We start from the raw sequence: 25,084 nt of genomic DNA on the forward strand, positions 1-25,084 counted from the left end.
GATCCTACATGGCCGCGAAATTTTCTTGGCGGGCCGGCCTTGGACAGGCCAGGCAGCCGGCGGGTTTGAACGAGAGACGTGAAACGAACTTGCGTCGGCGGCCCCCAATCAGAGCGCAATTCTCGCAGCTCGCAGGCTAGAACAGATGGATCAGGCCACGCCTCCTCAACCCCGAGATGATAGTGATCCTCTATTATCAGACCCACTCACCCTTCGCGCGCAAGGCGCTCGTCTTCGCTCATGAGGTCGGCATTGCCGATCGGCTCGAGGTCATTCATCACGAGACCAGTCCGACCTTGCGTAATGCTCGCGTCTACGCCGAAAATCCGCTCGGCAAAGTGCCGGTGCTGTTGCGGCCCGACGCGTCGCCGATCTTCGATTCCGATGTCATCTGCGCCTATCTCGACACGCTGCATGACGGCCGCAAGCTGCTGCCGCAGGGCGGCGAGGCGCGCTGGCAGGCGTTGCGGCTGCAGGCGGTCGCCCAGGGCCTGGCGCAGACTGGCATAGCGTTGCGCTGGGAGACGGAAAGGAGGCCCGAACAGCTGCGCTATCCTGCTCTCGCCGACGGATACCGGGAAAAGATCGAGGCGAGCTACGACTGGATCGAAAGCACGCTGGACGACGAGGCGCCACTCCATGTCGGCCACATAGCCTTGGCCACCACGCTGTCCTGGATGGCGTTCCGTCACCTTCCGCCTTATCGCTCACGGGCGCGGCTGACGCGCTGGTTCGAGGTTTTCGAAAAGCGCGTATCGATGCAGGCGACGCCGCTTTCGGGCGATACGCATGACTGACTGGCGGTCGCCAGGCGGCATCGAAGTCGTAGCTTCCCTTCTGCATAGGTCAGGGAGCCCTGCAGATCCGGGGGCCATTTTGCGCGTCGGTCACGATTTCCGGCCAGCCGATGTCCTTGCGCAATTCGATCGGCAGGGAAAGCAGGGCGCGCTCGCTGCGACGGCGGGCGCGAGCTCGCATGTAACGGGTGGTGATGCGACCTATGGATGACAGGGTGAACATGATGCTTTGTCCTCGGTTGAGCCGGCATCATTGTGTCGGCATCCCAAGGACGCGGTACGTGGCGGCCATTCGACAGACCGTCGAAAATTTTTGCGGGCAGCGTTTGATATTCTATTCAGGCGCCGCCGAGCGGCGCCTACGCAACCTTGAGCGTCGGGATAGCTGAAACATCAACTTCACGCTCTGCGTGCCAGGCATCGAAAGCCGCCTGCATTCGAAGCCAGATCGCGGCGCCGTCGCCGAACAGCTTCCCAAGGCGGGCGGCCACAGCCGGCGAAACCGGCTTCTTTTCGCGGATGATGTCATAGAGCTGCTGCCGGGAGATCCCGAGCAGATTTGCAATTTCCACCTTGGTCTTTCCAGTTGCCGGGATAATGTCCTCAAGCAGCGCTCCCGGGTGGGAGGGACAACGCTCAATAGGACGCGTCGGCTCGTGCACGGTCATAAGTCGAACTTCTCCAATCTGACCGCCTCAGTGATATTGCTCGAAATCGACGCGGGCGGCGTCCTTGCCGTCGAACTCGAATGTGATGCACCACGGGCCGTTGACATGGACCGTGTAACGGATGGGATCGAAGCCTTTCAGCGGGTGGAAATCGAAGCCGGGCAGGTTCATTTCCTCAGGCTTCTCCGAAGCTTCCAAGCGGTCAAGCCGGACAAGAATGCGCTTGTGCATCTTGGCGTCGATCTTGCCGGTCTTTCCAGTTTGAAAGAGGTTCAGCAGCGCCTTGTTCCTGAAGGACTTGATCATGGATACATGTAAACAGATTGCTTACAAAAAACAAGATTCTGTAAGCAAATAATTTACACGCCAGTCGACCCTCATGATCCGTTAGGCTCATCCTGTCGCTTCGGCCACCTCGCGGAAAAAGTCTTCGGGGTTCTCGACCTCGGTTAGTTTCCGCTTCTCGATCAGCCAGAAGCGGTTGCCGATGGCGCGGATGAAGGAGCGGTCGTGCGAGGCGAGCACGCAACTTGCCTGATGCGCCAGCAGTTCCGCTTCCAGCGCTTCCTGGCCGTCGATGTCGAGATGGTTGGTCGGTTCGTCGAGCAGATAGAAATTGGGATTGGCGAGCCTGAGCGCCAGCATCATCAGCCGTGCCTTCTGGCCGCCGGACAACACGCCGATCTTTTTCTCCTGCATTTCGATGACCACGCCGGCGCCGGCGAGCAGCGAGCGGGCGCGCTGTTCGCCGACATCGTAGCGGCGCGAGACCATCGCCAGCGGCGTGTCGTCGCCGCTGATGCCCGACAGCGCCTGGTCGCTGTAGCCGAGCACCGTCGATGGCGTCACCTTCACATTCTGCACCGTGTCGGGTTCGACGATGGCATTGCGGATCATGGTAACGAAGCGGGACTTGCCGACGCCGTTGCGGCCGAGCAGCACTATGCGGTCGCCCTGGCAGATGTGGCGCTTGCCGGTCCTGAACAGCAGCATGCCGTCGGGTGTGTCGACAGCCGCGTCGTCGAGCGTGATCAGCACCTTGGCGTGGGTGCCGCGATTGGCCAGTTTTATGGCACCCGCCGACTTTTCGCGGTGCGCCGGTGCGGCCGCTTCTTCCAGTCTTTCCGCGCGCTGGTTGAGCTGCTTGGTCTTGACCGTCAGCAGATCGCTGCCCGAATTGATGCCGATGTTGTTGAGCTTGGCCGCCTGCCGACGCAATTGCTGCGCCACCTTCATGTCGCGCTGGAACTGGCGCTCTGTCGAGGCGTCGGCGTCGTTGAGCGCCTGCCTGGCGCGTGCGTAGGGCAGGGCAAACACCTGCGACTGCTCCGGGCGCAGGAACAGCGTCCGGTTGGTGGTGGCGTCGAGGAAAGCGCGGTCGTGGCTGGCGATGACCACCGGCACCTCGCGCGGCAGCGCGTTCAGCCAGCTTTCGAGCTGGCTGATGCGGGCAAGGTCGAGATGGTTGGTCGGCTCGTCGAGCAGCAGCACGTCCGGATCGGTGACCCAGACGCGGGCGATCAGCGCCAGCCTCTGCCAGCCGCCGCTCAGCGCCTGCATTGGCCGCTCGCGCATCGGCTCGGGCACATCGAGCGTATCGAGAACCACGTCGACACGCCACAGCTCGCTGTCGGCCTGCTCGGTCGGCAAGGCATCCGCCACCACCTGGTGGAACGTACGGTTAAGAAGGAGCGGGGCAACGGATTGTTCGACATGACCGACGCGCAAGCCCCGCGTGCGGGTGATGTCGCCGGAGGTCGGCTCCATCTCGCCGGTCAGGCATTTCAGCAAGGTCGATTTGCCGCGGCCATTGGCGGCGACGATGCCGAGCCGGTCGCCGGTGCCGATGGTGAGGTCGAGATTGGAGAACAGCGGCGCACTCATGGTGACGCCGAGGGATTTGAGGCTGATCAGGGCCATTTTGATTTCTCTGGTCTTGCCGGAGCTAACTCCGGTTCAATGCACTTTGACGGTGCGCATGCTGGCCATCAGGCTCGGCGTTGCGCACCACGAAGGGCAGACCAAAAAATCGAAGCGGGAAAAACCCGGACCGTCCCTGATCAGCCCTGCAAGCAAGCTCGCAGGGCAGAAATCGGGCCACGCTGACGATGGTGACGATGAAACGCAAACACGTGAGCCCTCCTTTCGAGACGTTCGAGTGTGGTGTCTGGTTACACCAAAGGCCGGGCTGATGGCAAGGGGACGGCGCCAAAGTGAGCGGAGCGCTGAAGCTGTTGATCTCCCCCCTCGTCGTGGGGGAGATGCCCGGCGGGATAGAGGGGGGCGCTGTCCCGCCAGCGTTTCTAATAATTTGAACCTACTTCCCCGGCCGTCCCGTCTTGCCGGGCCGGCGCTTTTCGCGGCGGGCGTCGCCTGGATCCTCGTAGGAGCCGATGCCGGCGCGCTGGCGGACGATCGGCTTGGCGGAATCGTCGCGTTCCTTCGCGCCGCCCTCTGCCCTGCCGGGCATCTCCCCCACTGGGGGGGAGATCGGCTGGGGCTTTGTTGGCACTTTTCCCTCGACCGGCTTTTCCGTGCGCCTCACGGTCATTTCATCCAGCGAGTTCTTCTTGAACAGTGGCTTGACCGGCTCGCCCGGAATGCCGAAATCGGAGCCGTGCGCCTCTTCGGCCGACTGCTTCTTGAACAGCGAGCGTGACACCGCGCCGGCCGGCGTCGGCATGTCGGTGCCCGGGCCCATGGCGTCGAGCGACGGCTTGGAAAACAGCGGCTTCTTCACCGGCACGGCGCCATCGGCGCCCATCTGGTCGAGATCAGGCTTGCGGAAGAGGTTGGGCCGGGCTGTCGCTTCGGCGGCACGTGCCTCGTCGAGCTTGCGGAAACGCTCCTGTTCCTCTGATGTGCGATGTTTGGCCACGCCCTTGTTGTGCTTGCCCTTTTCGCGGCCCGAGACAGGGCTTTCCATGTCGGCATATTTGGCCAGCGGGTCTTCGGAGATGGACAGTTCCATCTCGCGCAGCCGCTTGATCTCGTCGCGAATGCGGGCGGCCTTCTCGAAATCGAGATTGGCGGCGGCGTCGCGCATCTGCTTGTCCATGGCGTCGAGATGGGCCTTCAGATTGTTGCCCATCATGGCGCCGGCGCTGTCGGTGAACTGCGAGATGTCGGCGCGGACATGGTCCTTCTCGTAGACCGAATCCAGAATGTCGGAGATGCGCGACTTGACCGATTCCGGGGTGATGCCGTTGGCCTCGTTCCACTCCACCTGCTTTTCGCGGCGTCGGTTGGTTTCGGCCATCGCCCGCTCCATCGAGCCGGTGACCTGGTCGGCATAGAGGATGACCTTGCCATCGACGTTGCGGGCGGCGCGGCCGATGGTCTGGATCAGCGAGGTTTCCGAGCGCAGAAAGCCTTCCTTGTCGGCATCGAGAATGGCGACGAAGCCGCATTCGGGAATGTCGAGGCCTTCACGCAGCAGGTTGATGCCGACCAGTACATCGAAGGCGCCAAGCCGCAAATCGCGCAGGATTTCGATGCGCTCCAGCGTGTCGATGTCGGAGTGCATGTAGCGGACGCGGATGCCTTGCTCGTGCAGATATTCGGTCAGGTCCTCGGCCATGCGCTTGGTCAGAACGGTGACGAGCGTGCGGTAGCCGGCCTTGGTGGTGTCGCGGATCTCGCCGACGACATCGTCGACCTGGTTCTTGGCCGGGCGCACCTCGACCGGCGGATCGATCAGCCCGGTCGGGCGGATGACCTGCTCGGCGAAGACGCCGCCGGCCTGTTCCATTTCCCAGCCGCCTGGTGTCGCCGAGACCGCAACGGAAAGCGGACGCATGGCGTCCCATTCCTCGAAGCGCAGCGGCCGGTTGTCCATGCAGGACGGCAGACGGAAGCCGTATTCGGCCAGCGTCGCCTTGCGGCGAAAGTCGCCGCGATACATGCCGCCGATCTGCGGCACGGTGACGTGGCTTTCGTCGATGAAGACCAGCGCATTGTCGGGAATGTACTCGAACAGCGTCGGCGGCGGATCGCCCGGCTGGCGGCCGGTGAGATAGCGCGAATAGTTCTCGATGCCGGCGCAGGATCCGGTGGCTTCCAGCATCTCCAGGTCGAAACGGGTGCGCTGCTCCAGCCGTTGTGCTTCGAGCAGGCGGCCGGCCCGTTCCAGCTCCACCAGCCGGTGCTTGAGCTCTTCCTTGATCGACTTGATCGCCTGGTTGAGGGTCGGGCGCGGCGTCACATAGTGCGAGTTGGCGTAGATCTTGACGCTTTTCAGCTCGCCGGTCTTCTGGCCGGTCAGCGGATCGAACTCGGTGATCTGCTCGATCTCGTCGCCGAACATCGAAATGCGCCACGCGCGATCTTCCAAGTGGGCCGGGAAGATCTCGATCGTGTCGCCGCGCACGCGAAACGAGCCGCGGACGAAGTTGATGTCCTGGCGTTTGTATTGCTGGGCGACGAGATCGGCGAGCAGGGCGCGCTGGTCGAGCCGGTCGCCGATCTGCATCTGGAAGGTCATCGCCGTATAGGTCTCGACCGAGCCGATACCGTAGATGCAGGACACCGAGGCGACGATGATGACGTCGTCGCGCTCGAGCAGCGAACGCGTCGCCGAATGGCGCATGCGGTCGATCTGTTCGTTGATCGAGGATTCCTTCTCGATGAAGGTGTCGGTGCGCGGAACGTAGGCTTCCGGCTGGTAATAGTCGTAATAGGAGACGAAATACTCGACGGCGTTTTCCGGGAAGAATTTCTTGAACTCGGAATAGAGCTGTGCCGCCAGCGTCTTGTTCGGCGCCAGGATCAAAGCGGGGCGCTGCGTCTCCTCGATCACCTTGGCCATGGTGAAGGTTTTTCCGGAGCCGGTGACGCCGAGCAGCACCTGGGTGCGGTCGTTGTTGTCGACGCCTTCGACCAGATCCTTGATCGCGGTTGGCTGGTCGCCGGCCGGTTCGAAATCCGACACCATCTTGATGGTAATGCCGCCTTCGGATTTTTCCGGGCGGGCAGGGCGGTGCGGCGTCCACAGCACGCCGTCCTTGTGCAGCGGGTTGCCGGATTCGATCAGCGCCGACAGGGCGGCCACCGTCGCGGTGACGCTGCCCGAGGCCATGGTCTCGGCGTCTTCCAGCGAGATGTCGAGACCGGCGACCGGATTGAGGCCCGCTGCCGTACGTTCCCTGGCCGTTGCCGCGCCACCCATCGAGGTGCCGCGCGAACTGCGCCCCGGCGAGCTTGAGCGCTCGGGTATCTTCTTCGACGGCTTCGGCGATTTGCCGCCGTCGCCCTTGCCGACAAGACGTCCTTCCTTTTCGGCTTCCTGCTCGATCTGCTCGGCCCAATCCGCGATCGAACCGGTCAGCGGCGTGCCCGAGAGCTCCGGCTGCGGCATCTCGGCGAAGCCGCCTCTGTGCAGCGGCTCCGAGGCGTCGAGGAAATCGGTCAGCGGGCTGCGCCGCTTCGGCGCGGCGCGGTCGTCATTCGCCGTCGGCGGCGTTTTCTTATCGGGAGATTTGGCCATGTCCCGAATATGGGATTTCCTGGCCAAAATGGAAAGAGTGGGATGAGGTGAGGCGCCTCGCCGGATGCTGCTCCTGACAGAAGGCTGTCAGGAGCAGGCGGGAAGGTGCGGCCGAAAGCCTCTTGTGACTACACGCCCCTGGCTGCTGAAGCGACCTGCGTCGGCGACCCGTTCAGGCGCGGCACCACGACGAGGCGCTTGATTTTGCCCTTCTTGAAGGCGGCGAGGAAGCGCGCATAGTCCTTGAAGGCGACGCAGCCGCTCGACTGGGCATAGCGGCCCCTAAGCAGGTAGGTATGGGCCAGCAGGCCGTCGCGATTGTATTTGTTGCGACCATCGACCGGTGTCAGGCGCAAGGCCTCCACTCCGTGAAAGCGCGACTCGCGCATCGACAGATTGTAAGTGTTGGGCGGCGTCGGTCCGCGGTTCTTCTGGTCGGCATAGCGCGGCTGGTCAGCCATGGCGCCGATGCCCGAATGCGCCTCGAGCCTCGAGCCGTCAGGCATGTAGACGGTCGCGCTGCTGATGTCGTAGACGGCGACGCCATTGCTCGCGCCGCTCCTGGACCCTGGCGAATTGAACAGGTTCCTGAATGCCTTGCCAAGGCCGCCCGAAGGCGTGTCCGGCTTGGCATAGGCCAGCACGTCGCCGCCATCGGCCGGCCGGCCCTGACGCCCCGGTTTTGCCGACTGGGCCTGCTGAACGGTCTCGCGCGCCGGCTTCGGCTGCTGGATGGGCTTGGACTGCTGCTGCACGATTTTGGGCTGCTGCGGCGCGTCGAACTGCGGGCGGCGGGTCGGCAACGGCACATCGTCGGTCAACGCGTCCGGCAGCGAGGCGGCATCGCCGGGTTGGTCTTGCTGGGTTTCGACAGGCGAAACCGCGACGTCAGCCGGCGATTCCTCGATCGGCAACGGCGAGGCGAACGCCTCGTCGTCGACCGGCAGTGACTGGACGAGAGCCAGTGCCAGCTGCGAATTGTCTGGCGTCCTTGCGTCCGACTGGGCAAAGCCCGACGGGGCCGGCGCGGTCTGCACGACCACTGAGCCGGTATCCAGCCGAGCGAAGCGTTCCGCCGCCGGAGCCGGCATGTCATCCGACAGGCTGGCCATGACCTGGACGGATGGCACCAGCGACGCCTTGGTAACTTGCGGTGCGACGCTGGAAATGACCGGAAGTGCGGGTGTGTTGGCTGCCAGGGCAGGCTTGCCGGCACTTGCGAAGACAGCAGCGAGCTTCATCGGCGACAGCGACGCTTCCATGCGTTCGAAGCGTTCCTGCGATTTCGACTTTGCAGCGGTGGGTACGGGCTTTGCCTGCGCCACAAGGCGCGCGGATTTCTCCGCCAGAGGGGTCACCTCAGCCAGTTTGAAGCAGCTCGCGCCGCATTGCACCGCATGGTCATGCAGCGCCTGCACGCCGCCATGGGCATTGGCCAGCACGAAGGGCGCTTTCAAGAAATGCTGTTTCAGCGGGTCGGCAAGGGTGAGCGATCCCGACATCGACAGCGTCTGCGGCAGGCCACCCGATGTCGCCGAAAGCGAGGCGCCGACGGAACTGAGGCCAGCCATGGTGCCGATCAGCCAAAGGCCGATGGCGGTGCTGGCGCAAGGCAATGCGATCCAGCTAACGACCCGGCCAGCATTGAAGGAAGAGGAACGCGGTTCATCGACGAACTCGCCGCCTTCACGCTGTTCCCGGATTATTTTTTGCTTACTCGACAACGCCATGCAACCAATCTCGCTCCAATCGGTTTTCCCCGTACGTGGCCTTGTGAGCCGCGACGACCATTCTGCGAGTGATCCCAGGTGGTCCCCGACGCGTTTGCCGCGCCTGTCGTTGGTTGCCGATTGCTTCAAAATATGGACAAAGTTGGTTAATCAATCCCTCTCAAAACCAACGACGAGATGTGGATGCTTGCCAAAAATGGCTTCTCCACGACCAAGGAAGTGGTGTTGCTGCCCTTCCAAGCCTGTTTTGCTGCCCGTTTTTGTCGGCCAAGTCAAGCGAACGGCCCCTGCGATTTTTTTACGCAGCGCCTTCCCGCGATAGATGCGGCGAAGCGATTGCCAGCAGGAATTGCCTAAAAAGGCGCCTGTCACCGGCAAAACTGTCGGCTGCCTGCCGCAATTTCTTAGCCCGGGCGGCCGCTCAGTTGAACCAAAGCGCAAAAGTCAGAAACCCGCCACCGCCGAACTCACGCTGGATTTGGTCGAAATCGTCGCTGGTCAGGATCGTGCCGCTTTCGAGATAGGGCGCGATGGCCGGGCCGGTGATCGACAGCACCAGGTCGAAGTTTTTTGGGTCGTCGAAGAAACGCTTCATGTTGATGCCTAGGCCGGTGATGCGGAAATGCGGCAGCAGCTTGCGGCCCTCCAGGAGATCCTCGGCCATGCTCAGGGCGGCGAGCCAGGCTTGGACCTGCTCTTCGCCGACTTCGAGGCCGGTGAGCGGGTTCTCGCCCTTCTGCTGCGGTGCCGGCAGCCATTCGCGGTCATTATCAGTCTCGGCGCGGATCGCCTTCCAGTCTTCGCGTGACAGCCGGATCATTTCCAGCAGATGGCGGCGCGCTGCTTGCCGGCGCTCCGGCTCGACCACCGGCCAGTTGACGAGATGCACCATCGAGATGAAATCAGCGATGCGCCACTCCGACGAGAAGATGCTGCTGCCCATGTCGCCGGCCGGCGGCACGAGAATATCCTGCAACGGCAGCTTGGCGCGCGGGAACAGCATGTGGAACGAGCCGTCGAAGGTGCTCCTGAAATCATGCGCCAGCCAGAAATCGGCCTGCGCCATAAGGAATTCGGCATAGCCCTGCAGCCAGAAACCGTCGGCGCGGTCGAAGCGGAATGTCAGTGCGGGGGTGACGCCGTCCGACGAGATGCCGCCGCGCGACAACGAGGCGATGATCGCCGCCATGCTTTCATCAGGCGTGATGGTGCCGTCCTCGTTGAGGTCGATGCCGGTACGGGTGAGGTCGATGACCATGCCGATATCGGCGTTTGCCGGCACCGACGCAAACGTGGCGGCGGATTTTTCCAGCCGGTCGCGGAAGGCGACCAGGATGGCGCGGAACTGCTCATAGGTCAGCGGCTCGGGATTGGGATTGTCGGGTACCGGCAGCCGCATCAATGGCAGCATGAAGGATTGCGGGCTTTCGAAGCCATGGCGATGCAGGCCGCTGGCCAGGATCTCCAATGCGGTGAAGAACTCGCCGGCGCCGGCGGCATAGGCTGATACCGGGTCCTTGGGCGCGGCGGCCTCCAGCGTCGAGAGAGCGGTGTCGCGCGCAGCCACGGTCTTGGCCTCGAACAGTGCGGTTGCCGCTTCGGGCATTGCCGCCGACGCAGAAGACAGCGGCACAATCAGCATGAAAGCGGATGTCAGCAGGCCTGCCAGTCGTGTCATCTCTTCCCCCCAATATTTGTCGCGCAGAGCAAATATACACCATTTGCGGCGTCGCGCTTCAACCGGCCCCGCGGACGGTCTACACAGGGCAAACAATTGGGCGCCGCGTGTCGAACTATCCGTTTTCCTACAAGCTGTCCTGGCTGCCGCGTTTTGCGAAGCCGTCGCTCGCCGGCGGCGCACGAGACTTCGCGCCGATGGCGGGAACGCTGATGGATCCGCCGCCGAAGCGAGCGGTGCGGCTTGCCTTCGTCGGCGACATCTCGGCGGTGGCCAACCGCAGCGCGCCGGACTGCGATCCGGCGATCAAGGCGCTGCTCGGCGCCGCCGATCTGGTGATCGGCAATTGCGAAAGTCCTGTTGTGGGCAGACCAAGCGCGATGCTGGGGACGACGCTCGGCACGCATCATGCGATGAGCGAACGGTTCCTGGCCGGGGCGCTGACGGCGGTCGGCATTGCGCGCGAAAAGCTCGTGCTCTCGCTGGCCAACAACCATGTGCTCGACCAGGGCGTCGCCGGTTTTGACGAGACGGTCGCGGCGCTGCAGCGGCTTGGCATCCGCACGGTCGGCCTGGCCGCCAACGGTCCGGTGGTGCCTGTCCGGGTCGGACCGCTTGATATCGGCTTTGCCGCCTTCACGCTGTGGCGCAACGCCGATGAAAGCCTGTTCGCCGGGCGTGTATCGATGGACAGCGATCCGGCGCACTGGCCGCGCGATGGTGTCGATCTTCTTTGCGCCGTGCCGCATTGGGACTGGGAGTTCCGGCATTTTCCGCGCGCCGAGACGCGGGTGCTGGCCAGGCGGCTGGCCGGGCAGGGCGTCGGGCTGATCGCCGGCCATCACGCCCATGTCGTGCAGCCGATGGAAAAGATCGGCAGGACGATCGTCGCTTATGGGCTTGGCGATTTCCTCGGCACCGCCTTTGCTCGCCAGCCATGGCCGGGCCGCGTTGGCGGCATCCTCGTTGTCGATGTCAGTACCGGTGCCGGCTCGCGGGGCGCCATTTCGTCTTACCGGCTGCATCCCTTCATGCGGCTGCGCGCCGGCGACCACGAGCGGCTGCTGCCGGTGGCGGCGCTGGTTGGGCAAATGCGCGGCAAGGTCGAAGCTCGGCTGAGGGCGGTCTTTCCTTCCTCTTCAAGCGAAGAGGGCGTCACCGCTTAATCGTCTGGCGGCTCCTGCAAAACCGACTATCATGCCACGGCAGGGGCGGGCTTGCGGGGGTGGCGATGGAAACAGCGGATTTCATGCCTGGAGAGGCTGACATCGCCGGCATCCGGAAAGACATCGAGGCCTATGAGGCGGCAAGGGCCTCGGCGGTCCGGCAGGTGCGCTGGCGGGTGCCGCTGTTCGTCGGCCTGGTGCTGGTGGCCGTGGTGCTGGTCGCCTGGCTGTTCAACAAGGTCGCCGACCCCAACGAGCAATGGGTCTCGACGCCACATCTGTCTCTCTATGGCATCGGCTTGGTGGCTTCGAGCGTGCTCTACTTCCAGGCCAGGAAACCGGCGACGCGGCTGCAGCAATCGTTCCGCGAGACGCTGCTGCCGATCATCTTCGGCTTCATCGCGGATATGCGTTACCAGCATGGAGGGAGGCCGAACTCTTTCGACCGGCTGCCGCGCGAGGCGGTCGGCGCCTTCAACCGGCAGTCGTTCGACGATGTCGTTTCGGGCCGCTACGAAGAGTTTCCGTTCGAGATCTACGAAGCAGAAATGCGAGTAGGGTCGGGCAAGGATTCATCGACAACCTTCAAGGGTGTCATCGTCGCGTTCGAAGCGATCGAGCCGTTCCCGGGAGTATTGGTGGCAACGCGCCGGACCAATGCGGTCGTCGGCTTCTTCCGGGGCATGTTCGCCAGCAAGATGCAGGACTTGTCGTCCGGTGTGCCCGAACTCGACGCCGCCTATGAATTCCGCACCGACAACGCCGAGGTGGCGCGACCGCTGGTGACAGGCCGCCTGGCGCAGGCGCTGAAATGGCTTGGCGAAACCTGGCCGGACGACCCGGCCCGCGTCGCGCTCAACGGCAGCGACGGATTCCTGCTGCTGCCGCAGACGAAGAACTTCTTCGAGCTGCCGGATATTTCGGTGCCGCTCGACTACACCACGCATGTCGCGCCGATGATATCAGACATGGGCGCTATGCTGGCGACGGCAGCGCTGGTGCGAAAGATCGGCGCGAAGGACGAGGAGGGTTAATCGGACCGAGCCGTCAGCAGTCGAAGCCGTATTTGTCGCGCATACAGTCCGCCTCCTCTTTCGACATTTTGTCGAACATGACGCAGACGGTGAAGCTGCCGACCTGACGCCCGGCGCGTGTGTATCCCCAGTCGGAAATATCGTCCCTGGTGAATTCTACGTTTTGGCCGAGGACGACGTTGTGCACTCCCTCCGGCTGGTTCGCCAATATGCCGACAAATCCGGTCTCGGTGCGGCGGAACGGTATGACCCAGAAGTGTTCGATGACGTTCCCGTCCCGCACCTTGACCTTCAATTTGAACCTGTCTGTGTCGGAGGGAGGAGCCTCGGACAAGGCCAGGAAGTCGTCCAGGCTGGCGAGCGCCTGCGCCGTCGCCGCCATCTCTGGATCGTCGGGAGTAAAGATAACCGTTTTGTCGTCGCCCGGACCCGCGCCTTGTGGGCTGGCCGATCCCGGAGCAAGCGCCAGCATCAGGGGCATCATGGTCCGGACTGCAAGATTCATGGAAGGCCCCCCTTCATCGTAATGGCGCACCATCCTGCATCCGTTCCCGATTTGCAACCGGAGCGCGAGTTTCAACCCACTTCGGAGTGGCGAGTTGAGCTGATCCATGAAACAAAGTGTGTATCGGTGACCGGTCGGCAGTCTGTTTCGTGATGCCGCCCGAGACGGATTGCCACGGCTGTGCCGTGATCGAACCCGCCCGCCACAATCCGGCTAAACGACTCTTTCGCGGACAGAAGTGCGCTCATCGGGGGAGCCGAAGCGGCCGGAAATGATGTCGGCAGCAAGCAATGTGTCGGAATTAAGCCTATGATATTGTTTGCGAAAATACACCCAACGTGATTTGCTCAGCGGGCGCTTTCCGTTCCAGTTTCAGGCCGTCCGGTGCTGTCGTTTCCCAAGGCGGTCCGGAAAAGTGAAACAGCACGGAGTGCTACCCATGAAGAAGACCCTCGCAACCACAGCCGCTCTGCTCGCCTTCGTCGGCACCGCTTATGCCGCGACCGTTCAGGGCACCATCCAGGCCGTCGACCCGACAACCAAGTCGATCACCCTCGACGACGGCAAGATCTACCAGCTGTCGCCGGAAGCGACGATCGGGAAACTGAAGGTGGGCGCCAAGGTGGCGGTGACTGTCGATGACAAGACCGGCATCGTGACGTCGATCAAGAAGGCCTCGTAGGGCATCAGCGTCGTGCGTCAGCGGACCTGCTGACCGAACTTTCAGACCCTGTTCCACTCCTGGCCGGTCCCTTGGGGACCGGCCATTTTCATGCTTCGCCCCTCCATGCCGGTCGAGTTGGATGAGGTCTCCCGGCTGGACATCCGTGGGACGGTTGGTGGAACCCTGTCCCGGCAGCATCGCTATGGTTTTTGCCAAACCGCCGCGCTATCCCTTGGCCAACGGGGGATATTCATGGCTGACGAGCAAAAAGGGTTTCGCCTGTCGCGGCGATTGCTGCTGGGTGCGGCTGTCGTCGGCGGCGCGGTGCTGTGGGGCGGCACCACGGTGGCGCGGCTGGCGCGAGGACCTTCGGGACCAAAGAACGCCGGCCGGATTGCCGATATCGACGGCATCGCGCTACCACTGAAGCCACTGGAGAATGCGCCTACCTTCGATCCTTCGCTGCCCTGGTCGGCAAAAGGCGGCGACATCAACGATGCCAGCGGCGTGTCGAAGACGCCGGTCTATGGCGTCGTCGAGATCGGCGAGGAAGAGCACATCGCCAAGGCGCTGGCCTTCGCGCGCGGCAACGGCCTGAAAGTTTCGCTGGCCGCCATCCGCCATTCGATGGGCGGGCACGCTTTCGACGACAACGCGCTGGTGCTCGACCTCAGGAAGTTCAACAAGGTGACGGTCGACGCTGCGGCGAAGACCATGACGCTGCAGCCAGGCGCGCGCTGGCACGACATCCAGAACATGCTTCATCCGCGCTTCGCGGTGAAGGCGATGCAGTCGACCGACATCTTCTCGGTCGGCGGCTCGCTGTCGGTCAATGCGCATGGCATGGACCATCAGGCGGGCTCGGTTGCCGGCTCGATCCGCTCGATGCGGGTGATGCTGGCCGATGGGTCGGTGACGACCTGCTCGCCCACCGAGAACACCGAGCTGTTCCGCCACGTCGTCGGCGGCTACGGCCTGTTCGGCGTGGTGCTGGAGGCGACGCTCGATATCGTCGACAACGCCGTCTACCGCACCTCGCGCGAAATCATCAAATCGGACGATTTTCCGAAATTCTTCGCCGAGGTGCTGGAGCCGAACAAGGAGATCGGCCTGTTCTACGGCCATCTGTCGACGGCGCCGGGCAATTTCCTCGAGGACATGATCGTCTACCGCTATGACAAGGTGGCCGATCAGCCGCCGGCCGACCAGCCGGCAATTGGCGAACCGGGTTCGGTGGGGCTGAAGCGTGTGATCATCAACCTGGCGAAATGGGGCAGTCTGTTCCAGGAGCTGAAATGGTTCACCGAAAAGACGCTGGAGCCGAAATTCGAAAGCTGCACGGTGGCGCGCACCTCAGCCATGGCCGAGGGCGAGGCCTGCCTCGTCACCCGCAACAACCCGATGCACGATTCGGTGCCCTATCTCTTCAACGATCAGATGGAAGAGACCGACATCCTGCACGAATATTTTATTCCACGCTCCGCCTATAATCCATTCATTGTGGAAGCCCGTGAGATCCTTCGCAATCAAGACCTGCCGGTGCTCAACGCTTCGGTGCGCATCGTCCACAAGGAGGATGTGGCGCTGACCTACGCGCCGGAGCCGGCCTATTCGCTGGTGCTCTACATCAACCAGCCGACCGATGCCGACGGCAATGCCAGGATGCGGGCGCTGACCCGGGCGCTGATCGACGTGGCGATCAAGCATGGCGGCCGGTTCTTCCTGCCCTATCAGCTGCATTATACGGCCAAGGAGTTGCTGGCCTCCTATCCCGAGTTGCCAGCCTTCCTGGCGGCAAAGCGGCAATATGACCCTACGGAACTGTTTTCCTCGACCTTCTACCGTGCCATCAAGGTGCTGAGCGGGGTGGCATAAAAAGCAGGAGAACAACCCATGCGGATGGTATCAGCGGCGGCACTCACCCTTATCGCGCTGTGCGCTGGACCGGCCGGGGCCGAGGATCTCAAGGCCTTCAAGCTGACCATCGACGGCGTGACGGTCGATATCGATCCCGGCGAAAGCACAAACGTGACGCTGCCCGGCGGCAAGCACAGCAAGGTGACGCTCGAGCGTAACGACTTCGCCACCTTTTCCGGTAGCGTTTTCTCCTTCGTCCATCCGAGCAATATTTCGGTGACCAAGACCGATCTTGGCGAGAACATCACGCAGTATCTGATGGCGTCGGCGCTGGGCACGATCGTCGTCGTGCAGGAATATGGCAAGATGAATCCGGTGTCGCTCAACCAGCTGATGCTGCAGGAGATGACCAAGGAATCGGTGCAGGCCGGCGCCACGCTGACGCAAGAGCCGACGACGCGCAAACTTGCCGACGGCAAGGAATTGACCGGCATCCGCGCCCAAGTGAAGACACGCACCGACACCGCCTATTTCGAGATCGTCGGCTTCGGCCTTGCCGATCAGGGGCTGCTGTTCATCACCCGCATTGCCGGCGAGGACAAGGCGGCCGAAGAGCCGCTGATCGACAAGTTCTGGCAGAGCCTGAAGGTCAAGCTGTAGGAGACCAGGGCCGTGTCTCAGTTTGGATTTCGGCTGGGGGTCCACACTTTTGCGTAACGGCGGCCCAAGTTATTCTGACGACCCTGGGTTGGAGATCCTGCAGTATGGCGAAGCTCATTTTCAGAATGAACCAGTCCCTCGACGGCTATGTCGACCACCAGAAAATGCCGTCAGGCCCGACAATCTTTCGTCACTGGATAGAGCAAGTGCGCGACTTGGCCGGCAGCGTGTATGGTCGCGGTATGTATGAGGTCATGCGTTATTGGGACGAAGACAGTCCTGAGTGGAGCGCGGAGGGGCACGAGTTCGCGGCGGCGTGGCGGAGCCAGCCGAAGTGGGTTGTGTCGCGCTCGCTGAAGTCAGTCGGCCCCAACGCCACACTTGTCGAGGATGACGTCGAGGCGGTGATACGTCGGCTGAAGGCTGAACTCGTTGGGGAGATTTCAGTTTCTGGACCAAACCTGGCACGAAGCCTGACCGACCTTGGTCTTATCGATGCGTACCAACTCTACCTCCATCCGGTCGTGCTTGGTCATGGCAAGCCATTCTTCGCCGGCCCCCGTCCGCGGCTTCGCTTCGTGGCAAGCGATCTGATTGGCGATGACGTGATCAGGTTGACCTATGTTCCGGCCTAATCACGGACACCCGGTGCGACGAGAGGATGCCGCGCTGACATGTTGCGGTCGTGACCCGAGACACCGGCGGGACTACAGCCCCTTCTGCACCAGTCCGGCCAGCCAGTTCACGGAGCGTTTCGCGGCGTCGGCGGTTGCCGAGGCGGCGCGGCCAAGATCGGTCTTGACCACGGCGTAGCCGTTTTTCGTGCGATAGAGCACGCCGGTTCCGCCATCGACCACTTGTTCATAGGCGACGGGCCGGGCGGCGTCGGCTTCCATGGCCGTCGTTGGCGAACCCACCGAGACGCTCGGCCGGTGGCTCAATTCAGGAGGCAAAGGGCTTTCGGCCCTGACAACGCGGCTGGCGGGCTTTAATTCCGGGCGCGACGCGGTCGTGGCCAGCCGCGAGGAGGACGACGAGCCCTTCGTGCGGCAGATGCCGGAGACGAGCGGATAGCTGAAATTGCGCTCGTGCAGCATCTGGCCTTTCATCGCCGCTTCGCATTCGGCGACGGTCGACCACTTGGCCGGTGTCTCGCCGATATATTCGCAAAGCTTGGCGTCGCAGTCGCACCCGACGATGGTCATGGCGACAAGGGCGGTTTTGATCACGGTCTCGTCCCTTCGAAATGCCCCCGGCAGCCCATTCAGGGGCATGTCGGTGCCCCAAACCGGTTGCCGCTTTTGGGTGACGGCAACACTCCATCGCGCGCGAACAAGGCGGGATTTGGCCGCGATTGTGGAATGAGCGTGGCGGAGCGCTCGAGACGGCCGATCTTTGCAAGACGTGGCCGAAAGGCCTCAATAGTCATAAACGTGTTCGAGCCTGGCGCCTGCCTTGATCAACGCCGGCAGCACGAGATGCAGCTTGCGCACGGCAACAGTCAGTCCGGTGCGGCGCGTGGCAGGCTCAGCCGGGAGCGGATAGCTGAACAGGATGCGCATGCCTTCGGGGACGGCGATCGTGTCGGTCGAGAGCACGGTGACCATGATCTCGTCATTGCCGCCGATCTCGACGAAGGAGACGCCCTTGTCGATCAGGCGCGGGATCATTTCGGTGAACACCTGATAGCGCTTGGTGACGAAGATGGTGCCGTCGGTTCCCAGGTCGCGTTCGAGCAAGGTGTCGGGCTCGTTGCGCGTGGCTTCGCCGACCGGCCCCTTGGCCCAGACATGGATGTCGAGGAAGGCCGGGTCCGCCGTGGCGGCGAGTGCCTTTTTGATCAGGTCGGCATAGCCCTGCTTGATGGTGTCGGCGAGGCCGAAGGCGAGCTTGCGTTCGCTGGTGCGGACGGAACTGTCACCCGGCGCCGGTTGCACGGCAAACAGGCCGGCGCGCTTTTCGGCATAGGGGAACTGGTACCAGGGCACCTGGTTGAGGAACGCGGCATAGTCGGCCGCCACCTTGGCCTGATAGTTGTCGGCGGCGGTGCGCTTGGCCGATGTCGCCTCGGTGATGCGGCCGACCGTGTTCTCATAGGCCCATTGCAGGATATGCTCGATCGAGTGGCTGGTGCCGATGATGACCAGCATCTGGTGGTTGGCGTAGTTGAACTTGTAGGGAGAGCTGGCGCGGATCACCATGGCGTAGTCCTGCCAGAAGCGGCCGACATAGGACCAGTAGGGAAACCCGCTCGGCTGGTCCTTGTCGACGAAGCCGGCATATTCGCGCGCGGCGTAGACGATTGCCCATTCCGGATAGGTGAGGAAGGTCGATTCCTCCGGCCGCTGGTAGCCGGGGATCTCGGCGCGGACCTTGTCGGCCAGCGCCTTGGGCGGGGCGCCGTCGGCAATGCCGGGCAACGGGGTCTTGTCGAGCGACGACGTCGTCAGGAAGCCGTAACTCAGCCCGACGATCGGGATGAGGATGACGATGACGATCAGCCACAGGATCGTCTTGATGATGCGCTTCAGCCAGCGGAACAGGAACATGGCCGATCAGGCCGTGGCGAAGTGGTCGTGTACGCGCTTGGCCAGCCAGAAGCCGACATAGACGGCGAAGCCGCCAATGACGATGTGCGGCAGGTTGGCGAAGAAGCGGGCCGGGAATTCGATATCGTTGAGGGAGCGGAAGCCGTTGATGAAGATGCCGGCATCGAGGCAGCCGGACCCGGTGATCAGCCCGAGCACGCCGTCGAACAGGTAGACCGAACCGAACAGCTTGAAATAGAACACTGCCTGGCGGTGCGAGATGAAGGCGGCGGCCAGCGCCCAGACGCCGGAGAAGGCGTGAAGCAGGTCGTCATACCATTGCAGCGAGAACAGGCCGAACAGATTGCCGTCGGCATCGTTGAACGCCGGTATGTAGCCGATGGCGACGACACCGAAGAACAGGAAGGCATAGGCAACGGCAAGCTTCTGGATGAGCGTCATGAAGTATCCCCCTTCTACGAGCCCATTTGCAAACGCTACTCCGCCGGGCGCCTGACGCGGTTTTCCGCGCTTCCCGTTCTACTGCGTCGCAGTAGAACTGAGCTCACGGACCCAAAGGTCCGCTGCGCTTCGGTTCTCGAAAACCACGCCATCCGACTCGGCAGAGCGCGTTTTCAAACGGGCTCTGACCAGGCGATACTAACCGATTTTAGCGCGCGGTGAAGCGGCGCTCGCAAGATCGCCGCAAAGGGCATCGAGGGGGAAAAGACAGTCGGCGCCGGGATTTCTCCCAGCGCCTCCCTGTCAGATCAGGACACGGTCGCGGCAGCAACTTCCGTAAAGTCGTCGCGCCTTGCCGGCCTTGATTTTGACGGTCCTGCCAGTCCGCCACCCGAAAGCAGCGTCCGTTCGGGACCACGCCGGTCTCCAGCCTTGCGAGCTTTGCCCTGCGCACCATCGAAGGTTTTTGCCGTCCTTCATGGCAGCATCGGTCCGCCGTCGGCGTTGGCACGCTTTCCGCGGCCCCGTAGGTCTCGGCATCCGTCCCTCAACCAGGCAAGCCTGCTCTCGATCCGGGCCGTACGGGCCTCAGGAAATCCGCCTTTCACTTCGCCTTTCGGCTGGGCGATCGGTAGCCGCCTGAGATGGGTTTAACGTACGCCGGGTAAGGGTCGCAGGGAATGGCCATGGGCCTGTGGATAACGGGATTATCGGGGATCAATTGGGAATAGCGGGATTTTCGTATCCGTCATGAGGGGCGGCATCGGCGGACATTCGGCCCTTGCCCTGTCGGCCGGTGCGGGCTTCAATGCCGGCAAAGGATTCGAGGTGCTGAGCGTTTCGATGTCCTTGCGGGAGGGTGTGCTTGAAAGTCGGGGTGGTTCTCAATCCGATTGCCGGTGGCGGCCGGCTCAAACGGCATTGGCCTGAGGTCGCCGCGTCGCTGAAGAAGCATTTCGGCGAATTCGAACTGCGCGAGACGCAGGCCGAAGGCGACGCCGAAAGGCTGGCAATCGATCTCGCGGTGAGCGGCTTCGATTTGGTGATCGCGGCCGGCGGTGACGGCACCGCCAGCGAAGTGGCCGATGGGCTGCTGCAAGCATTCCAGGAGAGCGGCCGGACCACCGAACTCGGCCTGTTGCCGTGCGGCACCGGCATCGATTTCGCGCGCGGGCTTGGCCTGCCGAAGGAGGTGGACGCGGTGCTGAAGCGGATCGCTAAGGCCAAGGGGCGCAAGGTCGATGCCGGGCGCATCTGCTACATCGACGATCACGGCGCGCTGGCCAGCCGGCACTTCATCAACATCGCCAGCCTGGGGCTTTCCGGCGCCACCGACCGCGCCGTCAATGCCGACAAGCGCAAGGGCAGGATGTCGGCCAAGGCGCTGTTCCTGTTGCGCACCGTGGTCGAGTTCATCCGCTACCGCTTCCAGGACGTCAGGATCACCGTCGATGACGGCACTCCGGTCGAAGCGCGCATGGCGCTGGTGGCGGTGGCCAATGGAAAATTCTTCGGCGGCGGTATGATGATCGCGCCGGATGCCGAACTCACCGACGGGCAGTTCGACATCGTCATCCTGCGCGCGGCCGGCAAGCTGAAGCTGATCTGGGACATCCGCCTGCTCTATGGCGGCCGGCACCGCAACCATCCGGCGATCACTATCCTGCGCGGCAGGAAAGTTGTGGTCGAACCGCTCGGCGATATCGAGAAGAACGGCGCGCAGGTCGACATAGATGGCGAGTCGCCGGGGCGCATACCGGCTACCTTCGATATCCTGCCTGGCGCACTGACGCTCAGATATTGATTCAAGCCGTTGACAGATTGATTCAGATGGGTCCGCCAATCCATCCAACATCTTGAAATCGCTTGATATCCAGCCAGCATCAGAGTTCGAGCTTGGCCGGAAAACCGGGCGCGCGCAGGTCGGTACCGACGGTATCTTCCAGCAATTTGACGATCTGGGTCGACCAGGCGCTGCCGCCATATTCCTGCTTGCCCACCTCGAAAATCGCTTTGACATGAGATGCCAGGCTGAGTGGCACGCCGAAATCCTTGCCCATGGCAAGCGCGAAGCAGAGGTCCTTCAGCGCCAGGTCCATGGTGAAGCCGATGTCGTAGGAGCCGTTGAGAATGAGCTGGCTTTCGGTCTCGTGGACGAAGCTGTTGCCAGAGGAGGCAACGATGGCGTGATAGGCTTGGGCCAGGTCAAGCCCGCCTCGCCTGGCCAGCATCAGCGCTTCGCCGGCGGCGACGAGATGGATGAAGGCGAGCATGTTGGTGATCACCTTGATCACCGCCGCCGAGCCGACCGGTCCCATCAGGAACGACTTTGCGCACATCGCTTCGATCGCCGGACGATGGCGCGCGTAGAGCGCTGGATCGCCGCCGACCAGCGCGGTGATCTTTCCGGCCGCCGCCAGATGCACGCCACCGGTGACCGGGCATTCCAATGTCTCGACGCCCTTGGCCGAGGCGAGCGCGGCGAGGCGAAGAATCTCGTCGCGGCCATTGGTCGACATCTCGATCCAGGTGCCGCCCTTGGGGAGGCCTTCGAGCAAGCCACCGGGGCCGGCCAGCACGGCTTCGCTGACCTTCGGCGACGGCAGGCAAGAGATGGCGTTGCCGGCCCGTGCCGCCGCGTCGGCGGGGCTGCTTGCTGCGGTGGCGCCGAGCGCCACGAGGCGCTCGACGGCCGTGGGGTCACGGTCGAAGACGGTGACGGCAAAGCCGTTGCGGATCAGGCTGGCGGCAAGGTTGCCGCCGAGATGACCAAGGCCGATGAAGGCGTAGCTCTCGCTCACGGCATCAACGGCGTCTGCATCATCTGCAGATGCAGGTCCTTGCCGGTATAGGGGTGCGCGTCGCAGACCGCTTCGTTGAGTTCGACGCCGAGGCCGGGCTCCTTCGACGGGATGACGTTGCCGTCCTGCCACTCGATCTTCTTCTTCAGCAGCGTGGCGTGAAAACCGTCCCACTGCTTCAGCGATTCCAGGATGAGGAAGTTGGGCAGGGTCACCGCCAGCTGGATGTTGGCGGCGCCGACGATCGGCCCGCAATAGCAATGCGGGGCGATCTGGATGTGGTAGGCCTCGGCCATGGCGGCGATCTTCTTGGTCTCGAGGATGCCGCCGGAGCGACCGAGGTCCGGCTGCAGGATGGTCGCGGCGCGGTTTTCGATGACGCGGGCGAATTCGAACTTGGTCGTCAGCCGCTCGCCGGTGGCGATCGGGATCGAGGTGCCGCGGGCGACCTGCGCCATCACTTCGGGCATGTCAGGCGGTACCGGCTCCTCGAACCACAAGGGATCATAGGGCTCGATGGCGCGCGCCATGCGCAGCGCGCCGGACGCGGTGAACTGGCCGTGCGTGCCAAACAGGATGTCGGCGCGGGTGCCGACCGCCTCGCGGATCGCCTTGATCATGCGGGTGGAGACATCGATGTCGACGAGGCGCGGCTGATGGCCGTCGAAGGCGGTATAGGGGCCGGCCGGGTCGAGCTTGACGGCATTGAAACCCTGTTCGACATATTCGAGCGCACAGGCGGCGGCGAGATCGGGGTCGTTGTAGACGTTCTTGCCATCGGGCGCGTCCTCGGAATGGACGCTGCCGGTGTGCGGATAGAGATAGGTGTAGGAGCGCAGCGTTTCGTGCACCTGGCCGCCGAGCAGTTTGTAGACCGGCTTGTTGGCCTCCTTGCCGATGATGTCCCAGCAGGCCATTTCCAGCGCCGAGAAGCAGCCCATGCCGGACACATCCGGGCGCTGGGTGAAGCCGGACGAATAGGCGCGGCGGAAAAAGTTCTCGATGTCGTGCGGATCGCGGCCGACGAGATAGCGCTCGGCCATGTCCTCGACCATCTTCGCCGTGACATGGGCGGAGAAGGTGGCGTTGTAGGCCTCGCCATAACCGACGACGCCGCCATCGGTGGTCAGTTTGACGAAGATGAAATACTTGCCGCCGATGCCGGGCGGCGGGTTGCCGACAACCCAGGTCTTGACGTCGGTAATCTTCATTTTTGGTCCTCCAGAACCAGTTCGGCGCCCTTCCAACCGGTCATGATCGAGGCGGCGTTGGTGTTGCCGGTGATGTTGTCGGGAAAGATCGAGGCGTCGATGACGCGCAAGCCGTCGATGCCGTGCACCTTGAGACGTGGGTCGACGACGGCGTGTGAAGGATCGGGGCCCATGCGGCAGGTCGAGACCGGGTGATAGACGGTGCCGGAGCGTTTCCGGAAATCCTGGATCAGATCGGCGTCCGAAGTGATTGAAGGACCAGGCAAAACCTCTTCCTCGATGATCTCGGCCATGGCGGGCATCGAGGCGATCTTGCGCACGAACTTCACCGCCGCCAGCATCTCCTCGACATCGGCATTGGTGGAGTAGGCGTTGGCGACAATTTTGGGGTAGTCGCGCGGGTTGCTGGAGCGGATCATGATCTCGCCACGGCTCGACGGACGGCAATTGGACAGGCCGATGGAAAAGCCCGGCCATGGATCCGGCGTCAGGATCGGGCGCTCGCCGCTCTTGGGAATGACAGTCGAGAAGGCCTGGAAATAAAGCTGCATGTTGGGCCGCGTCGCCGCCGGGTCGGTGCGGAAGAAGCCGCCGGCATTGTTCATCGACAGCGACAGCGGGCCGGAGCGGGTCAGGATGTATTGCATGCCGACCAGCAGCTTGCCCCACCAGGGGCGCAGCGTCTGGTTGAGTGTCGGCAGCCGGCCCTTGAAGGTGTAGTTGATGCCGACATGGTCCTGCAGATGCGCGCCGACATTTTCGTTGGCATGGAGGACGGGAATGCCCAGGCCTTTGAGCAGAGCGGTCGGCCCGACGCCGGACAGCTGCAGCAATTGCGGCGAGTTGACCGAACCGCCCGACAGGATGATTTCGCGGCCGGCGCGCACCGTCTTCGTCTCGCCGTTCTGCAGATATTCGACGCCGACGGCGCGTTTGCCCTCGAACAGGACACGGGTCGCCAGCGCCTTCATCTCGACGCGGACATTGGCGCGCTTCATTGCCGGGCGCAGAAAGGCGCGCGCCGCCGACATGCGGCGGCCATTGCGGGTCGAGATCTGGTAGATGCCGACGCCTTCCTGGGCGGCACCATTGAAATCCGGGTTGAGCGGCAGGCCGGCCTGCTGGCCGGCGGCGAGATAGCGCCTGGTCAGCGGATGGACGGCGTCCGAACAGTCGGTGACATGCAGCGGGCCGCCCGTGCCGCGCCATGTGTCAGCACCGGCCTGATTGTCCTCGAGCGCCTTGAAGGCGGGCAAGAGGTCGTCATAGCCCCAGCCGGGATTGCCGGCGGCCGCCCAGGCATCGAAATCCTCGCGGGCGCCCCTGATCCAGACCATGGCGTTGATCGAACTCGAACCGCCGAGCAGCTTGCCGCGCGGCCAGTGGTCGGCATTGCCGGCGAGGCCAGGGTCCGGCTCGGCCTTGTAGTTCCAGTTGACATCAGCATCGAAGAAGGTCTTGCCGTAGCCGAGCGGCATCTGCACGTAGAAGCGGCGGTCGGTGCCGCCGGCCTCCAGCACCAACACCGAGAAGCGCCCCGAGGCCGACAGTTTTTCCGCCAGGACCGAGCCGGCCGAGCCGGAGCCGACGATGATGAAGTCATAGGTCTGCATGATGGATGGTCTGCATGATTGGTTTGGGCGGCGCGGAAATCTGGCCGCAGCCTAGACGCCACGGGTTGACCGCGTCGCCGCGCCATCCGGCATCAGTTGTGAAAAAAGCGACTGTCGAACTGGTCGGGTTTGCGGGGATTCCCAACAATCGCGCTTGATATGTACCGGCTCGACAGCTTATGCGATGGCATTATTTGGCGCATGATTTTTTCCGAAAAGTCTGCA

The 25,084-nt window shown here is 63.1% G+C and carries 23 protein-coding genes; 9 read left to right on the plus strand and 14 right to left on the minus strand.

The features are described from left to right. Positions 1 to 182 precede the first annotated feature (182 nt). Positions 183 to 797: a glutathione S-transferase family protein gene (locus tag ASD99_RS10325; RefSeq protein ID WP_057143516.1), complete on the plus strand. Its 615-nt coding sequence runs from the start codon at positions 183 to 185 to the stop codon at positions 795 to 797. A 49-nt stretch (positions 798 to 846) separates the two neighbouring features. Here the strand turns inward: ASD99_RS10325 and ASD99_RS34060 are convergent, their stop codons facing one another. From ASD99_RS34060 to ASD99_RS10350, 6 genes are all read right to left on the minus strand, one after another. After that, positions 847 to 1,020: a hypothetical protein gene (locus tag ASD99_RS34060; RefSeq protein ID WP_082583218.1), complete on the minus strand. Its 174-nt coding sequence runs from the start codon at positions 1,018 to 1,020 to the stop codon at positions 847 to 849. A 136-nt stretch (positions 1,021 to 1,156) separates the two neighbouring features. Beyond that, positions 1,157 to 1,465, minus strand: a complete 309-nt coding sequence (locus tag ASD99_RS10330; protein ID WP_057143482.1) for a HigA family addiction module antitoxin — start codon at positions 1,463 to 1,465, stop codon at positions 1,157 to 1,159. 27 nt (positions 1,466 to 1,492) lie between these two features. Next, positions 1,493 to 1,771, minus strand: coding sequence for a type II toxin-antitoxin system RelE/ParE family toxin (locus ASD99_RS10335; protein ID WP_057143483.1), 279 nt, complete (start codon positions 1,769 to 1,771; stop codon positions 1,493 to 1,495). Positions 1,772 to 1,858: 87 nt separating this feature from the next. After that, complete coding sequence (locus ASD99_RS10340) at positions 1,859 to 3,385, minus strand: ABC-F family ATP-binding cassette domain-containing protein (RefSeq protein WP_057143484.1); 1,527 nt, start codon at positions 3,383 to 3,385, stop codon at positions 1,859 to 1,861. A gap of 397 nt (positions 3,386 to 3,782) precedes the next feature. Beyond that, positions 3,783 to 6,950, minus strand: coding sequence for an excinuclease ABC subunit UvrB (gene uvrB / locus ASD99_RS10345; protein WP_057143485.1), 3,168 nt, complete (start codon positions 6,948 to 6,950; stop codon positions 3,783 to 3,785). A gap of 128 nt (positions 6,951 to 7,078) precedes the next feature. Further along, positions 7,079 to 8,680, minus strand: coding sequence for a DUF2778 domain-containing protein (locus tag ASD99_RS10350; RefSeq protein ID WP_057143486.1), 1,602 nt, complete (start codon positions 8,678 to 8,680; stop codon positions 7,079 to 7,081). A gap of 183 nt (positions 8,681 to 8,863) precedes the next feature. Here ASD99_RS10350 and ASD99_RS33870 point away from each other — a divergent pair, with 183 nt between their 5' ends. Further along, positions 8,864 to 9,037: a hypothetical protein gene (locus ASD99_RS33870; protein ID WP_156398683.1), complete on the plus strand. Its 174-nt coding sequence runs from the start codon at positions 8,864 to 8,866 to the stop codon at positions 9,035 to 9,037. Between the two features lie 64 nt (positions 9,038 to 9,101). Here ASD99_RS33870 and ASD99_RS10355 read toward each other — a convergent pair whose 3' ends face one another. Further along, entirely contained in the window at positions 9,102 to 10,358 is a 1,257-nt protein-coding gene (locus tag ASD99_RS10355; RefSeq protein WP_057143487.1) for a hypothetical protein, read from the minus strand. Between the two features lie 107 nt (positions 10,359 to 10,465). Between ASD99_RS10355 and ASD99_RS10360 the strand changes: the two genes are divergently transcribed. Both ASD99_RS10360 and ASD99_RS10365 read left to right on the plus strand, forming a co-directional pair. Next, positions 10,466 to 11,524 (plus strand): CapA family protein, encoded by a 1,059-nt coding sequence (locus tag ASD99_RS10360; protein ID WP_057143488.1) that lies wholly within the window; start codon positions 10,466 to 10,468, stop codon positions 11,522 to 11,524. A gap of 65 nt (positions 11,525 to 11,589) precedes the next feature. Further along, a complete protein-coding gene (locus tag ASD99_RS10365; protein ID WP_056595548.1) occupies positions 11,590 to 12,558 on the plus strand; it encodes a DUF3137 domain-containing protein in 969 nt (322 codons plus the stop codon). 13 nt (positions 12,559 to 12,571) lie between these two features. On the opposite strand, the gene ASD99_RS10370 is transcribed toward ASD99_RS10365, so the two are convergent. Then, the gene (locus tag ASD99_RS10370) at positions 12,572 to 13,063 is read right to left on the minus strand and encodes a YegJ family protein (protein ID WP_057143517.1); all 492 of its coding nucleotides are present in this window, start codon (positions 13,061 to 13,063) and stop codon (positions 12,572 to 12,574) included. A gap of 439 nt (positions 13,064 to 13,502) precedes the next feature. Between ASD99_RS10370 and ASD99_RS10375 the strand changes: the two genes are divergently transcribed. The 4 genes from ASD99_RS10375 (at position 13,503) to ASD99_RS10390 (ending at position 16,879) form a co-directional block, all read left to right on the plus strand. Then, positions 13,503 to 13,745: a DUF1344 domain-containing protein gene (locus ASD99_RS10375; RefSeq protein ID WP_056595542.1), complete on the plus strand. Its 243-nt coding sequence runs from the start codon at positions 13,503 to 13,505 to the stop codon at positions 13,743 to 13,745. A gap of 234 nt (positions 13,746 to 13,979) precedes the next feature. Then, on the plus strand, positions 13,980 to 15,602 hold the full coding sequence (locus ASD99_RS10380) for an FAD-binding oxidoreductase (RefSeq protein WP_057143489.1): 1,623 nt from the start codon (positions 13,980 to 13,982) through the stop codon (positions 15,600 to 15,602). A gap of 18 nt (positions 15,603 to 15,620) precedes the next feature. Beyond that, positions 15,621 to 16,244 (plus strand): hypothetical protein, encoded by a 624-nt coding sequence (locus ASD99_RS10385; protein WP_057143490.1) that lies wholly within the window; start codon positions 15,621 to 15,623, stop codon positions 16,242 to 16,244. A gap of 104 nt (positions 16,245 to 16,348) precedes the next feature. Then, positions 16,349 to 16,879, plus strand: a complete 531-nt coding sequence (locus ASD99_RS10390; RefSeq protein WP_057143491.1) for a dihydrofolate reductase family protein — start codon at positions 16,349 to 16,351, stop codon at positions 16,877 to 16,879. Between the two features lie 72 nt (positions 16,880 to 16,951). Here ASD99_RS10390 and ASD99_RS10395 read toward each other — a convergent pair whose 3' ends face one another. The 3 genes from ASD99_RS10395 to ASD99_RS10405 form a co-directional block, all read right to left on the minus strand. Continuing rightward, a complete protein-coding gene (locus tag ASD99_RS10395; RefSeq protein ID WP_057143492.1) occupies positions 16,952 to 17,473 on the minus strand; it encodes a hypothetical protein in 522 nt (173 codons plus the stop codon). A gap of 189 nt (positions 17,474 to 17,662) precedes the next feature. Beyond that, positions 17,663 to 18,793, minus strand: coding sequence for a hypothetical protein (locus ASD99_RS10400; protein WP_056595527.1), 1,131 nt, complete (start codon positions 18,791 to 18,793; stop codon positions 17,663 to 17,665). Between the two features lie 6 nt (positions 18,794 to 18,799). Beyond that, complete coding sequence (locus tag ASD99_RS10405) at positions 18,800 to 19,234, minus strand: DUF4383 domain-containing protein (protein ID WP_057143493.1); 435 nt, start codon at positions 19,232 to 19,234, stop codon at positions 18,800 to 18,802. Between the two features lie 865 nt (positions 19,235 to 20,099). Between ASD99_RS10405 and ASD99_RS10410 the strand changes: the two genes are divergently transcribed. After that, entirely contained in the window at positions 20,100 to 21,038 is a 939-nt protein-coding gene (locus ASD99_RS10410; RefSeq protein ID WP_057143494.1) for a diacylglycerol/lipid kinase family protein, read from the plus strand. A 79-nt stretch (positions 21,039 to 21,117) separates the two neighbouring features. Here ASD99_RS10410 and ASD99_RS10415 read toward each other — a convergent pair whose 3' ends face one another. From ASD99_RS10415 to ASD99_RS10425, 3 genes are read right to left on the minus strand one after another with little or no spacing between them, the layout of a single operon-like run. Then, positions 21,118 to 22,035 (minus strand): NAD(P)-dependent oxidoreductase, encoded by a 918-nt coding sequence (locus ASD99_RS10415; protein ID WP_057143495.1) that lies wholly within the window; start codon positions 22,033 to 22,035, stop codon positions 21,118 to 21,120. Then, positions 22,032 to 23,246, minus strand: a complete 1,215-nt coding sequence (locus ASD99_RS10420; protein WP_057143496.1) for a mandelate racemase/muconate lactonizing enzyme family protein — start codon at positions 23,244 to 23,246, stop codon at positions 22,032 to 22,034. The genes ASD99_RS10415 and ASD99_RS10420 overlap by 4 nt, the downstream gene beginning before the upstream one ends. After that, the gene (locus ASD99_RS10425) at positions 23,243 to 24,859 is read right to left on the minus strand and encodes a GMC family oxidoreductase (protein WP_057143497.1); all 1,617 of its coding nucleotides are present in this window, start codon (positions 24,857 to 24,859) and stop codon (positions 23,243 to 23,245) included. Before ASD99_RS10425 ends, ASD99_RS10420 begins: the two co-directional genes overlap by 4 nt. Between the last annotated feature and the right edge of the window lie 225 nt (positions 24,860 to 25,084).

This window comes from Mesorhizobium sp. Root695 (assembly GCF_001428185.1).
Lineage (GTDB): Bacteria > Pseudomonadota > Alphaproteobacteria > Rhizobiales > Rhizobiaceae > Mesorhizobium.